The sequence below is a fragment of the Nocardia africana NBRC 100379 genome (assembly GCF_001612635.1).
Lineage (GTDB): Bacteria > Actinomycetota > Actinomycetes > Mycobacteriales > Mycobacteriaceae > Nocardia > Nocardia africana.
Map to the genome: position 1 here is coordinate 67,257 of NZ_BDAV01000001.1, position 14,926 is coordinate 82,182.

The following is a 14,926-nucleotide window of genomic DNA, read 5'->3' on the forward strand; positions in this document are numbered from 1 at the left end:
CTGTGAAGTACAGCACACAGCTGGCGAAGAGCAGTGCCGGATCGCGAGGGACGGAGACCCCGTCGTACGCGGCGACAAGGAGGTGATGGCTGTGCACCACACCACGACGCACCACACCACAACCGGGAACGACACCGGGACGAACCCCTATCCCGTACAACTGGTCCAGCCCGACGGGCGCCGTGTCCTCGACCGCGAGCACGCGGCCGTGGTCGCGGATGTCGGTCCGGCCGAACTTCGCGAACTCTACGAAGACCTGGTCGTCACCCGCCGCATCGACGTCGAGGCCACCGCACTACAGCGGCAGGGCCACCTGGGTCTGTGGGCCCCGCTGCTGGGGCAGGAGGCATCGCAGATCGGCTCGGCCCGCGCGCTGCACGAGGACGACTACGTCTTCTGCAGCTACCGCGAGGCGGGTGTCGCCTACTGCCGCGGTGTGGATCCCACTCTCATCACCCGGCTGTGGCGGGGCGTGTCGCATTCGTGCTGGGATCCGGACGAGATCAACATGACCAATCCGAACATCGTCGTCGGCTCTCAGGGCCTGCACGCCACCGGTTACGCCTACGCCGCGCATCTGGAAGGCGCGGAGATCGCGGTGCTGACCTACTTCGGCGACGGGGCCAGCAGTCAGGGCGATATCGCCGAGGCGCTCGGCTTCGCCGCCTCCTGGAGCGCGCCGGTGGTCTTCTTCTGCCAGAACAACCACTGGGCGATCAGCGAGCCGGTGCAGCTGCAGAGCCAGACTCCCATCGTCCGGCGCGCCTACGGATACGGCATTCCGGGCGTGCAGGTCGACGGCAACGACGTGCTCGCCGTGCTGGCGGTGACCCGCCAGGCCGTCGCCCGCGCCCGCGCCGGTGGCGGGCCGTCGTTCATCGAGGCGATCACCTATCGGATGGGCCCGCACACCACCGCCGACGATCCCACCCGCTACCGATCCGCCGCGGAAACCGAACTGTGGCGCCGCCGCGACCCGATCGACCGCATGCGACGGCTGCTCGAACGAGAAGGCCTGTGGGACAGCGACTTCGAACGGCAGGTCACCGAACGTGCCGACGCGGTCGCCGCGGCGGTCCGCACCGCGACCATCGACATGCCCGATCCGGATCCGATGCAGCTGTTCGAGCACGTCTACACCACCCCGCATCCCCTGATCGCCGCCGAACGCGACGAGTACGCCGGATACCTGGCGGGTTTCGAGGAAGGAGTACGGGCATGATCACCACCTTCGCGAACGCGCTGAACACGGGGATGCGCCGGGCCTTGGAGGACGATCCGAAAGTCGTGCTGATGGGTGAGGACATCGGGCGGCTCGGCGGTGTCTTCCGGGTGACGGACACGCTGCAGAAGGACTTCGGCAACAATCGCGTCATCGATACGCCGCTGGCCGAATCCGGCATCATCGGAACGGCTTTCGGCATGGCACTGCGCGGTTTCCGGCCGGTGTGCGAGATCCAGTTCGACGGATTCGTCTACCCGGCCTTCGACCAGATCGTTTCCCAGGTCGCCAAGATTCACTACCGCACCCAGGGAAAGGTCCGCGCCCCGATCACCATCCGGATTCCCTTCGGCGGCGGAATCGGTTCGGTCGAACATCATTCGGAGTCGCCGGAGGCGTATTTCGCGCATACCGCCGGATTGCGGGTGGTGTCGCCGAGTACGCCCGAGGACGCGTATCGGCTGTTGCGCCAATCGATCGCGTGCGACGACCCGGTCGTCTTCTTCGAGCCGAAGCGGCGCTACTGGGACAAGGCCGATCTGGATTTCGCCGCGCTGGACGCGGATCCGCTCCCGCTGGAGCGGGCACGCATCCGCCGATCGGGCCACGACGCCACGATCGTCGCCTACGGCGGGATGGTCGCCACCGCGCTGACCGCGGCAGAAATCGCGGCCGGAGAGGGGCATTCGCTCGAGGTGATCGATCTGCGCAGCCTGTCGCCGATCGATTTCGACACCATCGAGGAATCGGTGCGCCGCACCGGCCGGCTGATCGTCACGCACGAGGCGCCGGTCTTCGCGGGGCTCGGCGCCGAGATCGCCGCCCGCATCGCCGAACGGTGTTTCTACTATCTCGAGGCGCCGGTCCTGCGCGTCGGTGGCTTCGACATCCCGTATCCCCCGGCTAAGCTCGAACGGCACCACATGCCAGACCCCGATCGCATTCTCGACGCGGTCGATCGAACGTTCGCCGCTTGATACCAGTTCGGACAGAGGTGCCCGTTGGAAGACGCTGCTGTGGACGACAACAATCACATACTCGAGTTCCGGCTGCCCGATCTCGGGGAAGGCTTGACCGAGGCCGAACTGATCTCCTGGTCGGTGGCCGTCGGCGATACCGTCGAACTCAACCAGACCATCGCCGAGGTGGAGACCGCCAAGGCGCAGGTCGAGCTACCGTGTCCGTTCGCCGGGCAGGTCGCCGAGCTGCTGGCCCGGCCCGGGGAGACGGTGGCGGTCGGCGCACCGCTGATCAGAGTGCGTACCGATGCGGCCGGTGACGCTGCCGCATCGGCCCCCGAAGGCCGCACGTCGGTGCTGGTCGGTTACGGCCCCGGCGCCGAGGCCCCCACCCGGCGTCGCTCCGTGTCGAAAAACGGTGCGGCGAAGCCACATTCGGCCACATCGGCGCGCGACGAGGAGATCCCGCCGGAGTTCCCGGGCCGCCCGCCCGCCACTCCCGCCGCCCGCCAGCTGGCTCGCGAACTCGGTATCAACATCGCGTTCGTGGCCGGCTCCGGTCCGGGCGGAGCGGTGACGGTCGAGGACGTGCGCCACGCGGTGCCGGTATCGCCGCCGCCGCGCCGGGTGCGGACCGAGGAGGAAGCCGCCGACGGGCCACGCCCGGCCGCGCCACCGGTGCCCACCATGCGGCCCGACGGCGGCGTCATCCGGCCGACGCCGAGCGAACGCGAGACCCGCACCCCGGTCAGCGGCGTCCGCAAGCGCATCGCCGCGGCCATGACCACCAGCGCCCGCACCATTCCGCAGGCCAGCGCGTTCGTGACCACCGATTTCACCGCCTCGATGGAACTGCTCGACCATCTGCGCAGCACCGACTCCTTCACCGGCCTGTCGCTCACTCCCCTGGCGCTGGTGGCGAAGGCGACGCTGGCGGCGATCGCCGAATTCCCGGGGATCAACTCCTGGTGGGACGCCGAAGCCAATCAGATCGTCACCAAGCATTACGTCAATCTCGGCATCGCCGTGGCCACCGAACGCGGGCTGCTCGTCCCCAACATCAAGGAGGCGCAGTCGCTGAGCCTGCGCGAACTGTGCCGGGAGATCGGCTGGCTCGCCGATGTGGCACGGGCCGGCTCGGCGACCCCGGCCGATCTGCGCGGCGGCACCTTCACCATCAGCAATGTGGGTGTCTTCGGTGTGGATACCGGTGTGCCGCTGGTCAATCCGGGTGAGGGCGCGATTCTGTGCCTGGGTTCGATCCGGAAACGCCCGTGGGTGTACCGCGACGAACCGGCGATCCGGTGGATCACCACGCTCGGTGTGAGCTTCGATCACCGCATGATCGACGGGGAGCTCGGCGCGCGGTTCCTGTCGACGGTGGCCTCACTGCTCGAGGATCCGCTGACCCTGCTGGGCCGGGTCTAGGTCTCGTCGGTCACCAGAGCGGCGGCGGCGCGGCGGATGATCGCCGGGATCTCCACCGATTTGCGGGTCTCGTTGTCCACGTAGACGTGCACGAAGGTGCCGGTGGCGGCCAGCTCCAGGTCTTCACCCACGGTGTCGGCGGCGGTGCCGGGGTCCAGGACGCGGAAGATCGCCAGGTCGTAGGTGATGCTGGAGCGTCCGAGGCGGCTGATTCGCAGTCCGACCCGCAATTGGTCGGGAAAACTCAGCGAGCCCAGATACTGGCACGAGGTCTGGGCGACCACGCCGATCGCGGGCAGTTCCCGGATGTCGGTGCCGGTCGCGGCCATCAACCACGCGTTGACCGCGGTGTCGAAGTACGAGTAGTAGGTCACGTTGTTGACGTGGCCGTAGTGGTCGTTGTCGGCCCATCGGGTCGGCACCGGCCAGAGCACCGGATAGTCCTGCTGTGTGGTCACCGCCCCGACAATAGTGACGCGACCGGAACGACGCGGGCCGAGGCGGCAGTGAACCCGGCGCGGCGCAGAAACGTGTCGGTGGTAGGTCATACACTCGAATCGAAACCGGTTACATCCGGGGCCCGTGCGGTGACGTCGACGATGCCGTGATCGTCCGGGATACGGGGAGCCGCCGACCGCGGTCGGCGCCGCCGAATCAACGACGCTTCGACGCACTCCTCCGCTCCGGAGTCGTACCCTCGGGTCAGGCGCTTCGGGTGTTGGGCCCCAAGGGGTTCCGCGTGCCGAGCCGCACGGCCCGGCACGGCCTCTCGTGCGGTGAACAATCGGTGTGCGCCCGGTACCGTCGAGTCGATGCATTCATCGGTGGAGACGACCCGGCGCGGGACGGTTGCTCCGGCTGCTCGCCGCGCGCGGGCAGCGGTGTTCGCGACCTTCGCGCTCAACGGGTTCCTGGCCGCGATGTGGGTGGTGCACATTCCGGTCATCACCGACCGCACCGGGGTCTCGCACGGAACTCTCGGATTACTGATCCTGGTGATGGCGGGCAGCGGCATCGTCGGTATGCAGGCGGCGGGCCCGCTCGCAGACCGCTTCGGCAGCCGGACCTTGGTCGGCGCCGCCGTCAGCTGGCTGGTCGTGGCGGTGAGCGCGCCGGCGTGGGCGACCGGGCCGATCCAGCTCGGCATCGCGCTCGCGCTCTTCGGTTTCGGCAACGGCGCGCTCGACGTGTCGATGAACGCCCAGGCGGTGCAGGTCGAGCGGGTCTACGGCCGGCCGATCATGGCGGCGTTCCACGCGCTGTTCTCCTGCGGCGGCTTGGTCGGCTCACTCGCCGGCGCGGCGGCCATGCACGCCGGCGCCGATATCCGGGCGAGTTTCGCGGTCGCGGCGGTGCTCGGCCTGCTGGTGATGCTGGCCAGTGTGCCGAGTCTGCTCCCCCGCCCGCACGCGACCTCGCACGTCGAGCCGGCAGCCGCAGTCGCCGAATCCGCGGCGGCGGTCCCGGGCCACGCGGCCGGACATGTTGTGGCTGTGACCGAATCGGCCACGGCACGTCGGGGAGCCGGCGCGGCGACCTCGGGTTCGCGAGCCGGTAGCGATTCCGCCGTGCGGCGACGCATCCGGCGATGGCTCCCGCCGAAAGTCCTGGCACTGGCCGCCATCGCCTTCGCCCTCCTGATGGCCGAGGGCGTGGCCAACGACTGGAGCGCCCTGCAGACGCACGAACATCTCGGGGTCGGCGACGCCACCGCCGCCCTGTCGTTCGGCGCGTTCTCCATCGCGATGACCGTCGGCCGCTTCACCGCGGACCGCGTCAGCGAACGCTTCGGCCGCATCGCCGTGGTCCGCTGGGGTTCGGTCCTCGGCGCCGCCGGTCTCGCCGTCATCATGGCCTCGCCGTGGCTGCCACTGAGCCTCGCCGGCTGGATCCTCGCCGGCCTCGGCCTCGCCGGCGGCGTCCCCCAGATCTTCACCGCCGCAGGCAATCTGGGCACCGCCACGGCCGCCACCGACATGTCCAAGGTCTTCGGCCTCGGCTACCTCGGCTTCCTCGCCGGCCCCTCGGTCATCGGCTGGCTCGCCCAACTCACCTCCCTCACCCTCGCCTTCACCTTCCCCCTGATAGCCGTCCTGCTCTGCGCTTGGTTCGCAGGGACCGTCGGGGACACGAACCGAGTTGTTGACCTAGAGGACAAAAACTCGTAGCGTGGGGGCATGGGCAGACCGCGTAACTTCGAGACCGAGACCGTGGTGGATCGGGCTCTGGACGCGTTCTGGACCCATGGGTATGCGAATACCTCGCCGGCGCAGCTGGCCGAGGCGACCGGGATCGGAAAGGGGAGTCTGTACAACACGTTCGGCAGCAAGCGGGAGCTGTTCGAGCGGGTGCTGGACCGCTACGACCGGATGGGCTCGGAAGTGGCCGGGGGGTTCATGGCGCGGCCGGGGACCGCACGGGAGTGCATCGGCGCCTTCATGCGATTTCTGGTGGATTCCGATGTCGCACAGCCTGTTCGGCGTGGCTGCCTGGCGGTGAACACCGCTACCGAATTCTCCGCGCAGGATCCGGAGATCACGAAGGCGGTCCGGACCATGCAGGAGAACACCATGACCGCACTGGCCGATCGGATCGATCGGGGGCGACGCGACGGTGACGTGGCGCAGGACGTCGATCCGCGGGCAGCCGCCGAATTCCTGATGAACACCATCGTGGGACTGCGCGTCATGGCCAAGACCAGCGATGCGGAATCCCTGCACCGCATCATCGAGACCGCACTGACCACACTCTGATGTCCGGGCCGCTGCCGCGGCCCTTTTTTTCCACCTCAATTTTTGACCCGAAGTTCAAGAAAGGGAAGCTCATGGATCTCGAACTGACCGGTAAGACCGCCGTCGTCACCGGCGCGAGCCGTGGCATCGGACTGGCGATCGCCGAGGCGCTGACCGCCGAGGGCGCACTGGTCGTCGGCGGGGCGCGCACCGTCACGCCTGAACTCGAAAAGGCCGGTGTCGCCGCCTATTCGGTCGATCTCGGCACCTCGGAAGGCGCCACCACGCTGATCGATTCGGCGCTGCGCGACCTCGGCGGCATCGACATCCTCGTCAACAATGTCGGTGGCGGCGACGCGGATCGGCTGGGACTGGGCGCATTCACCGACATCACCGACGAACAGTGGCGAACCCTGTTCGACCTCAATCTGTTCAGCGCCATCTGGACCACGCGCGCGGCGCTTCCCAGCCTGCTGGAACGCCGCGGTTCGATCGTGAACATCTCCTCGATCAACTCGCGCCTGCCCGCGGCCGGGCCGATCGGCTACAGCGAGGCGAAAGCCGCGCTCACCTCGCTGAGCAAACGCCTCAGTGAGGAATTGGCCCCGCGCGGCGTGCGCGTCAACACCGTCTCCCCCGGTGTCGTGGGCACTCCGCTGTGGCGGGACCCGAACGGATTCGGCGGAAAACTCGCTGCGGCGCAAGGTATCTCGCACGAAGACCTGCTCGCGGGCATCGGCGAGAATTTCGGCATCGCCTCGGGGCGGATCTCGGAGCCCGAGGAGGTGGCCGCGCTGGTCACCTTCCTCGTCTCCGCCCGGGCCGGCAATATCGTCGGCGCCGACTACATCATCGACGGCGGAACGTTGAAAGTCGCCTGACCACTACCGTTCGTGCTTGTGCCGCAGGCCGTTGCCCAGCGCCACGGCCGCGGCCAGCCACGCCCAATCGGTCAACTGCAGCCCGGCAAGCGGCGCAGGCCGCTCTGAACGTCGGTGACGAGATCGGAGTAGGCAACTGCCAGCTCGCCGAGCTTTCTCCACAGATACCGTAATTCCGCGGCGCGCGCCTCGGCGAACGCCGCATCGACACTGGCGGTGTAGTAGGCGAGCCGGTCGATGACCGAGCCCAAGGTTTCGGTGTGAATCGATGCGGCGCCGTGCGCGGGTGGGAAGCGGCCGGTGATCCAGTGATCGAGTTCGGCGATGAGCAGTTCTCTGGCCCGGTCGACGGCATCGGCGCCGTCGCGGTCACAGTGCCGCCGTTGGGCGTGCAGGACAGCGAGCCGGTGCGCGCCGTGCAGGAGCGGGTGACCGGCGCGGATATCGCCGCGACATGCTTGCAGCAGTTGATATTTCGGTGGCAGGGAAGCTATCGGGTCCATGACCATCCACCCGTGCAGGCGGCGACCGCGTCGAGGATCGCCTCCTCGGCCGGCCGGAAACTGTCGCGTGGCGCGACGATCCAGCGGCGGTGCCGCACCGACGCCGCCGTCGGCGAGGGCAGTGCGATCGCCGCACCCGCCGCCACGATCGACACGTTGAGCCGGAACAGGCCGAACTCGTGGTATCGAGCGTGTCCAGCAATGGAATCAGATCCGCCAGCTCCACGTTTGCGATGCCCGGCGCTCCGGGGAAGAGTTCGTTCAGGACGGCATGTCGAGTGTGGCAACGATGTCTGTCCATAGCTTGTCGATATCGAAGACCCGAATCGTGAGCGGCCGCGCGGATTGGGGGCCAAACGTCCGCTGAAGCTTCACCACGGTCTGCGACGCAACCGGACCGACAGGCGCGTTCCTCACAAATCGCCACGTGTCGAAATCCGGCCATTGATCGACTGCGCGCGCGAAGTCTTTGCCGATCTTCTTGGCCAACTCACGCTCAGCGTCTCGCCCTGGACGCTGCCCATAGCAGGCGTACGCGATGCTTCCCGCTTCGGCCAACCCGTCACCGACCGCGCATGCCGATACGACACCGGGTGATTCTAGCGGATCGGCAAACCCTCTCTGCTGCAATCGTATTCGACGTCGAAGGTGCCGAAACGATTCGGCCGGATCAACTCGGCCCGGCCAACGATGCTGTCCCGGACCGGGCAATACGGCGATCCTGCGCCCCGCCCCGATCGAAGCGTGCAGTTCAAGATCCGGGATAACGATGTGTTCGAGAACGCAAGGGGGGACGTGCGGGAGTACTACTGACCCGAACTGTGCGCTCGGTCGTCGCAGTCGTCATCCACAGCGAGACCCGCTTCCCTGCCCTATGCTGACACGAGGAGGGGAAAATGACATTTCAAGTCAACCCGGACGGACTGCGGGCCGCGGCGGGAGAGTTGGCGCTACTACCGACCGATGTCGACAATGCGCCGAAACTCGACGCCGATCCGGTGGCGAAATTGCTCGCGGGTTTGTCGGTAGGGACCGAACTCGGCAAGTCCAATGCGGCAAGTACGCAAGCCAAGGACGTTCTGAAGGCGCGCTTCAACGAGTTCTCGGCCCTGTTGGTGACGTGTGCAGACAGCTTTCACGGCAACGACCAAGACGCCGCTCAGCGCCTCGCTGCTGTCGCGGATCTGAATTCCGGCGACCCGCACGCGGGCCGGTAGCCGGCATGCCGACTCCGAAAGAAGTGCTGGCCATGGATACCTCGGGCCTGCAGGGCGTCGCCGACCGGGCCGGCCAGATTGCCGACGCCATCGTCAAAGTAGCGGGCACGCTGCACAAGACCATCCACGACGATCTGGCGTGGCAAGGCGCGGCGGCCCGAGCCGCCGAAGACAAAGCCGACCGCGAACAGACTCAGATGCGAGCGATTGCCACCGCATACGATGACCTCAGTGCCGCCTGCGCCGGCGCAGCTCGCGACCTTCAGTACCCGATAGCGGAAATCAAGACGATCTTTCAGCATTACGTCGTCCCGCCGGTTGCCGTCGCGGACGACTGGAGCGCAACCGGAATACAAGATCCGAATTCCGAAGCGGGCGTGCAGCTTTCTCGCCTGCCGGGACTGGTCGCCAGCCTCCGAACCGCCGACGCGCAATGGAGCGCCGCCATTGCCACGGCCAACGACGAACTGACGAGGATGGCATCGACGACTACCTTGACGGCGATCAAGGTGGCCGATCAGAGCTTCAAATCGATGGATTCCCGTGCCGATCCGGATCGGATCCGTACCTCTGCCGCGGCGTTCCAGCAGTTGTTCGGACGTCCGCCGACAACCGCATCCGACTGGAATACAGCCGAGGCCCTGAACCCGAACAGCTATACCCCGGAGTTCAAGGGAGTCGGGCCCGAGATCCGTGTCGTCAAGATCACGCCCGTTCCTGGGCAGGGGGTGGTCCGATCGTCTCAGTACATCGAGCAACGTGACGTCTCCGACCCGGACCCCAACCCGCTCAATCTCAATCCCGGCGCTCGCGACTTGGGGAACAATCGAACGGCCGACCCGAACTTCGATCCCGAACATACGAAGGTCACTACGTATGTCGACTACGAGAACGGCATCGTCGTCATGCGCCAGAACCCGTCTGTCCGCGAGAACAACGACGGCAGCCCGGGCGAGGTCAAAGTTGGTGCGCCGGACGGCAAGGTGTGGCAGAACCCGGACGGGTCGGTCCGCATCCAGTACGACGCGGGTAACCCATTGCCGCCCTCTTGGATGACCAAACCTTCCGGCCTGGATGGCCACGATGTCACGGTCAACGGCGATTTGGTGTTCCAGCCCGGTCCGAACGGGGTCCAAGTGAACGGGACGCGCACCGATTACCCATCATTGGAGGTGTATCAAGACACCCCCGATGGTCGCACGCAAACGATCGCGCTGGACCCGGCTCGATCCGGGAGCTCACTCGGCCCAGCCATGAATCTGCCGTTTCACCACGACATCGGCGTGGGCGGTGCGGCCTTCGGTCCGTTCACCGACTGGAACGACCGCTACGACGTGCCAGGGAATCCTAAGCCGTCGGCCTCGTTCGGTCCGGTCACGGCGCCGCCCACCGCCCCAGTGCAGCGGATACCCGCAGGGACGGCCTGAATGACGCCCTCTTCGTCGGAAGATGCGCGGTTCTGGTGCCTCGCCACCTGGGGCGTCGCGGGCTTCTTTCTGCTGCAGCTGGTGGTCATGATGATCGTGGCGCGGGTGATGCACTCGGACACCGACGGCACGATCTTCGGTTCGTGTCTCGCCTCCTCGGTGGTAGGTGCCCTCATCGCCTCGCTCCTTCGATGGAAGGCGCGGGGGCCCGTCCGCGGCGTAGCTCTTGCCGCGGTGACCACCGCGGGCATATGGCTCGGGTCGTCTGTCATCATCGGATGCCTCTATTTCGCGACCAGATAGGAGCGTCCTGTGACCCGAGAACGCTCCGATCCGCAGCACAGGCGCGAAACCTGGTTCGGCCCGCTGTCATTCAGAGGGGCGGCAGTTTGCCTCACGCTGAACGTGATTCCGTTCTTCATCAACGGATACCTGATCATCGCGCTCGTCCTGCTGTACGTGATCGAATTGATCGCCGCTGCCGTGCTCTGCGCTCGCGGAGGGCGCGCGCGACAGCTTTGCACTGGCATCGCGGTGGCGCTGGTCGGCACTGCCGCTTGCTTTGTGCTGCTCCCCGCACTGGGACGGTTGTCCTGACGACCGCTACCGTTCGTGTTTGTGCCGCAGGCCGTTGCCCAGTGCCACGGCCGCGGCCAGCCACGCCCCGGCACTCAGCACGGCGAAGCTGATCACGTAGGCGTGCAGCGACGGCACGCCGGTGTGGCCGATGGTGAGAGCGCTCAGGATCGAGGCCGTGATGGCGCCGGCGATACTGCCACCGGCGGTGCGCACGAGTGAGTTGATCCCGCTGGCGATTCCGCTCTCGCTCATCGGAACATGCTGAACGGCAAGCGTTCCCAGCGCCGCGTAGCCGATCCCGAAGCCGATGCCCTGCAGCGTATTCGAGATGACCATGTCGTAGCCGTGCGCATTCGACAACGCCAGCCACCCGGTCGCCGCACCGGCGAAGGCCGCGCCGATGGCCAGGGTGAAGGCGGGGCCGATGCGCGCGACGATGCGCCCGGCGCGGAAGGAGAAGAAGGTCATCAGCACGGAGCTGGGAATGCCGTAGAGACCCACGGCCAGCATGGACCCGGACAGACCGTAGCCGACCTTGTCGGCCGGGGTCTGCACGAAGTTCGAGATCAGGGTGAAGGAGCCGAACATCGCGAAGCCCAGCAGCGCCGAGGCCATATTGGCCGACAGTGAACGCGGGCCGACCAACAGCGGCAGGCGCACCAGCGGCTGCGCGACCTTGCGTTCCACCAGCACCCACACCACGGCCAGCACCGCGGCCGCGGCGAACAGGCCGATCACGCTGGTCTCTCCCCAGCCCCACCGCGGCCCCTCGCTGATGGCCAGCAGCAGGCACACCAGCAGACCGGCGAGCAGGACCGCGCCCAGATAGTCCGGCTGCCCGCCGTGGCGCTGCCCGACGTCCTTGGCGCTCACCCCGACCAGCACGGTGGCGACCACGGCCAGCACCGCGGTCATCCAGAACACCGGATGCGGATCGGTGGTCTTGTCCGCGATGACACCGGTCACCAGCATGCCGACGGTGCCGCCGACGCCCATGGTGCCGCTGATGACGCCGATCGCGGTGGTGAGGCGTTCGCGCGGGAAGGTGTCGCGAATGATGCCGATTCCCAGCGGAATCAGCGCCGACGACGTGCCCTGCAGCGCCCGGCCGACGATGTAGACGCCCAGCGAACTCGCCACCGCGCAGACCACCGAACCGGCGATCAGCAGTCCCATGCAGAACATCACCATGCGCTTCTTGCCGTACATGTCGCCGAAGCGTGAAAGCAGCGGTGTGGCAACGGCTCCGGTGAGCAGCGCGGCGGTGAACAACCAGGTCACGCCCGCGACGTCGGTGTGCAGTTGCCCGATCAGCCTGGGCAGCAACGGAATTACCACGGTCTGCTGCAGCGAGACCACGAGTCCGGCCGCGCACAGCGCCAGCAGTGTCACCACCAGGTGCGCCGGCGCACGGGTGTCGGAATCGGTTCCGGTGGATCGGCCGGTGACGGTCGATGTCATCTGAGTTCCCTATCTTTATACTTACCTAACTTAAGTAAGTTGGGTAGTAGGATAACCCTGTGCCGCGTTCCGAAGGAAGTCCCGAATCGGTGGTCGACGCCGACTACATCGTGGAGCTCGAGCGCGCCCTCACCCGGATAGCGCACCTGCTCACCCGGGCCAGACGGCACGATCGCACCGTGGCCGCGGCCGGGGTGAACCTCGACCGCGCGAACGTGCCACTGCTGCGGATGCTCGCCGACGCCGCGGAGCCCATGCGCATGGGGGAACTCGCGGCCTGCCTGGACGTGGAGGCGCCGCATGTCACGCGCCAGATCCAGCGCCTGGAACGAGCCGGCTACGTCGACCGGGTGACCGATCCGGAGGACCGCCGGGCACAGCGCGTGCGCATCACCGACGAGGGCCGGGCCACCGTCGACGCGATCCGCGCGGTGAGCCGCAGCCACATGCGCGAGGCGCTGGCGGACTGGTCCACCGAGGATCTGCGTCTGCTCGCGGCGCTCAACCACCGCATGGTCGACGCGTTTCTCGACAATGCCGAGCGCACCGACGCCTGGCGGCGATGATTCTCGTCAGCGCTCTTTGCGGTCGATCCGGATGGTGACGTCGGGCCACGGCGGATTCCGCACGACCGCGATCAAGGACAGCGTCGTCGCCACCAAACCGACGAAGATGCCCAGCAGCGCGATGGCCGTGTCGTCGGTGACGGCGTGCCAGCCGGTGTTCCCGTCCTGGATCACGAAGACGCCCAGCGGCCGGGCGCGCCGGAATTTTCCGCCGGGGCGCGTCACCGGGATGACCGTGGCGCCCTCGGGAGTCTGATACGGCGTCCCGTAGATCGCCGAATCATCGCCCACCGCGGGCAGATCGAATCGCTCCCGCACTGTCATCTCGGCCCCTTCCGGCTGTTGTGCCACGCTCCCGACACCACCGCGCTCTGGGGGCCACTCTAGTCCGCCCCACGCCGCTGGGAACTGGCGCGCGCCCGCCGTTGCCCGGAAAGCGCAACAGAAAGGAACGGAAACAGCCCGCAGCGGATGTGCTGCGGGCCGTTTCGGGTCGAACCTGCGCCACCACCGATGGGGTGGAGGACCTCCGGTGTTACAGCGCCTTGAGTTCTTCGGTGACGGCGCCGACGGATTTCTTGGCGTCGCCGAACAGCATGGAGGTGTGGTCGGCGTAGAACAGCGGGTTGTCGATGCCGGCGAAGCCGGAGTTCATCGACCGCTTCAGCACGATCACGCTCTTGGCCTGGTCGACATTGAGCACCGGCATGCCGTAGATCGGGCTCGAGGAGTCCTCACGCGCGGCGGGGTTGGTGACGTCGTTGGCGCCGATCACCAACGCCACGTCGGTGCGCGAGAATTCGCCGTTGATGTCGTCCATTTCCTTGAGCGCGTCGTAGGAGACCTCGGCCTCGGCCAGCAGCACGTTCATGTGCCCGGGCATCCGGCCCGCGACCGGATGGATGGCGTATTTGACCTCGACACCCTTGGCCTCCAGCAGCGAGGCCATCTCCTTGACCGCGTGCTGAGCCTGCGCGACGGCCATACCGTAGCCGGGCACCACGATGACCTGGTTGGCGTAGGCCATCTGGATCGCGGCATCCGCGGCACTGGTGGCCTTGGCCTGCTTCTGCTCACCGCCACCGGCCGCCGCGGCACCGCCGCCGCCACCGAAACCACCCGCCACGATGGCCGGGATGGAGCGGTTCATCGCCTTGGCCATCAGGTTGGTCAGGATGGTGCCCGACGCGCCGACGATCATGCCGGCCACGATCATCGCGGTGTTGTTGAGCGCCAGACCGGCGGCCGCGGCCGACAGACCGGTCAGGGCGTTCAGCAGCGAGATGACCACGGGCATGTCCGCGCCACCGATCGGCAGCACCACCATCAAACCGAGCACCGCGGCCAGCACCAGCAGCAGCACCATCCACCACCACGGCGCACCATCCTTGGTCGCGCCGATACCGATCACCACAGCCGAGGCGACCGCGCCCACGAGCAGCAGCAGGTTGACCGGCTGCTGCAGTTTGCCGAGACCGATCGGGCGGCCGGGCAGGATCTCCTGCAGCTTGCCGAACGCGATCAGCGAGCCCCAGAACGACACCGAGCCGATGATCGCCGCGAACAGCGAACCGATCACGATGTGCACGGTGGGCTGCTCGTGCAGCTGCGAAAAGCCCTTGCTGTTGAGGAATTCCGACCACGCGATCAACGCGACCGTGCCACCACCGACACCGTTGAACGCGGCCACCAGCTGCGGCATCGCGGTCATCTTCGTGAACTTCGCCGGCGGAACACCCAGTGCCACACCGACAACCAGGCCCGCGATGATGATGATCCAGTTCGAGGTGTCACGAATGGAGATGAACGTCGCGATCACCGCGATGCCCATACCGACCGCCGCGATCCAGTTACCCCGCACCGCGGTCTTCGGGCCCGTCAAGCCCATCAGACCGTAGATGAACAGCGAGAACGCGACGATATAAAGGATATTGACCAGATTATCCATCGG

The 14,926-nt window shown here is 67.1% G+C and carries 18 protein-coding genes; 11 read left to right on the plus strand and 7 right to left on the minus strand.

The annotated features are described in order from the left end of the window. Positions 1–85 precede the first annotated feature (85 nt). The 3 genes from pdhA to NA3_RS00330 are packed head-to-tail and all read left to right on the plus strand — an operon-like array spanning position 86 to position 3,609. The gene (gene pdhA, locus NA3_RS00320; RefSeq protein WP_084490772.1) at positions 86–1,222 is read left to right on the plus strand and encodes a pyruvate dehydrogenase (acetyl-transferring) E1 component subunit alpha; all 1,137 of its coding nucleotides are present in this window, start codon (positions 86–88) and stop codon (positions 1,220–1,222) included. Beyond that, positions 1,219–2,199: an alpha-ketoacid dehydrogenase subunit beta gene (locus NA3_RS00325; RefSeq protein WP_062961588.1), complete on the plus strand. Its 981-nt coding sequence runs from the start codon at positions 1,219–1,221 to the stop codon at positions 2,197–2,199. The genes pdhA and NA3_RS00325 overlap by 4 nt, the downstream gene beginning before the upstream one ends. A 24-nt stretch (positions 2,200–2,223) precedes the next feature. After that, positions 2,224–3,609 (plus strand): dihydrolipoamide acetyltransferase family protein, encoded by a 1,386-nt coding sequence (locus tag NA3_RS00330; RefSeq protein ID WP_062961589.1) that lies wholly within the window; start codon positions 2,224–2,226, stop codon positions 3,607–3,609. Here the strand turns inward: NA3_RS00330 and NA3_RS00335 are convergent. Continuing rightward, positions 3,606–4,067, minus strand: a complete 462-nt coding sequence (locus NA3_RS00335) for an acyl-CoA thioesterase (protein ID WP_227995368.1) — start codon at positions 4,065–4,067, stop codon at positions 3,606–3,608. The genes NA3_RS00330 and NA3_RS00335 overlap by 4 nt on opposite strands. 354 nt (positions 4,068–4,421) lie before the next feature. Between NA3_RS00335 and NA3_RS00340 the strand changes: the two genes are divergently transcribed. The 3 genes from NA3_RS00340 (at position 4,422) to NA3_RS00350 (ending at position 7,222) form a co-directional block, all read left to right on the plus strand. Beyond that, positions 4,422–5,777, plus strand: coding sequence for an MFS transporter (locus NA3_RS00340; RefSeq protein ID WP_062961590.1), 1,356 nt, complete (start codon positions 4,422–4,424; stop codon positions 5,775–5,777). Between the two features lie 9 nt (positions 5,778–5,786). Next, complete coding sequence (locus NA3_RS00345; protein WP_062961591.1) at positions 5,787–6,362, plus strand: TetR/AcrR family transcriptional regulator; 576 nt, start codon at positions 5,787–5,789, stop codon at positions 6,360–6,362. A gap of 71 nt (positions 6,363–6,433) precedes the next feature. Continuing rightward, positions 6,434–7,222: an SDR family oxidoreductase gene (locus NA3_RS00350; RefSeq protein ID WP_062961592.1), complete on the plus strand. Its 789-nt coding sequence runs from the start codon at positions 6,434–6,436 to the stop codon at positions 7,220–7,222. Between the two features lie 71 nt (positions 7,223–7,293). On the opposite strand, the gene NA3_RS00355 is transcribed toward NA3_RS00350, so the two are convergent. From NA3_RS00355 to NA3_RS00360, 3 genes are all read right to left on the minus strand, one after another. Further along, positions 7,294–7,725, minus strand: coding sequence for a DUF4254 domain-containing protein (locus NA3_RS00355; RefSeq protein WP_062961593.1), 432 nt, complete (start codon positions 7,723–7,725; stop codon positions 7,294–7,296). Next, the gene (locus NA3_RS36570) at positions 7,713–7,871 is read right to left on the minus strand and encodes a hypothetical protein (protein ID WP_157126517.1); all 159 of its coding nucleotides are present in this window, start codon (positions 7,869–7,871) and stop codon (positions 7,713–7,715) included. Before NA3_RS36570 ends, NA3_RS00355 begins: the two co-directional genes overlap by 13 nt. A 115-nt stretch (positions 7,872–7,986) precedes the next feature. Continuing rightward, entirely contained in the window at positions 7,987–8,214 is a 228-nt protein-coding gene (locus tag NA3_RS00360; RefSeq protein ID WP_128145096.1) for a hypothetical protein, read from the minus strand. 407 nt (positions 8,215–8,621) lie between these two features. On the opposite strand from NA3_RS00360, the gene NA3_RS00365 reads away from it, so the two are divergent. Genes NA3_RS00365 through NA3_RS00380 form a run of 4 tightly spaced genes read left to right on the plus strand, consistent with a single transcriptional unit; the run spans position 8,622 to position 10,966 of the window. After that, positions 8,622–8,942 (plus strand): hypothetical protein, encoded by a 321-nt coding sequence (locus tag NA3_RS00365; protein WP_062961595.1) that lies wholly within the window; start codon positions 8,622–8,624, stop codon positions 8,940–8,942. 5 nt (positions 8,943–8,947) lie between these two features. Further along, positions 8,948–10,369 carry a hypothetical protein gene (locus NA3_RS00370; protein WP_063917250.1) on the plus strand — a complete coding sequence of 474 codons (1,422 nt, stop codon included), beginning with the start codon at positions 8,948–8,950 and terminating at the stop codon, positions 10,367–10,369. Next, complete coding sequence (locus NA3_RS00375) at positions 10,370–10,672, plus strand: hypothetical protein (RefSeq protein WP_062961597.1); 303 nt, start codon at positions 10,370–10,372, stop codon at positions 10,670–10,672. It begins immediately after the preceding gene. 9 nt (positions 10,673–10,681) lie between these two features. Next, on the plus strand, positions 10,682–10,966 hold the full coding sequence (locus tag NA3_RS00380; RefSeq protein ID WP_062961598.1) for a hypothetical protein: 285 nt from the start codon (positions 10,682–10,684) through the stop codon (positions 10,964–10,966). A 6-nt stretch (positions 10,967–10,972) separates the two neighbouring features. Here NA3_RS00380 and NA3_RS00385 read toward each other — a convergent pair whose 3' ends face one another. Further along, the gene (locus NA3_RS00385) at positions 10,973–12,409 is read right to left on the minus strand and encodes an MFS transporter (protein ID WP_062961599.1); all 1,437 of its coding nucleotides are present in this window, start codon (positions 12,407–12,409) and stop codon (positions 10,973–10,975) included. 59 nt (positions 12,410–12,468) lie between these two features. Here NA3_RS00385 and NA3_RS00390 point away from each other — a divergent pair, with 59 nt between their 5' ends. Next, positions 12,469–12,975 carry a MarR family winged helix-turn-helix transcriptional regulator gene (locus tag NA3_RS00390; RefSeq protein ID WP_084490792.1) on the plus strand — a complete coding sequence of 169 codons (507 nt, stop codon included), beginning with the start codon at positions 12,469–12,471 and terminating at the stop codon, positions 12,973–12,975. 6 nt (positions 12,976–12,981) lie between these two features. Here NA3_RS00390 and NA3_RS00395 read toward each other — a convergent pair whose 3' ends face one another. Beyond that, complete coding sequence (locus NA3_RS00395; protein WP_062961600.1) at positions 12,982–13,299, minus strand: hypothetical protein; 318 nt, start codon at positions 13,297–13,299, stop codon at positions 12,982–12,984. Between the two features lie 211 nt (positions 13,300–13,510). Beyond that, entirely contained in the window at positions 13,511–14,923 is a 1,413-nt protein-coding gene (locus NA3_RS00400; RefSeq protein WP_062961601.1) for an NAD(P)(+) transhydrogenase (Re/Si-specific) subunit beta, read from the minus strand. Positions 14,924–14,926 lie beyond the last annotated feature (3 nt).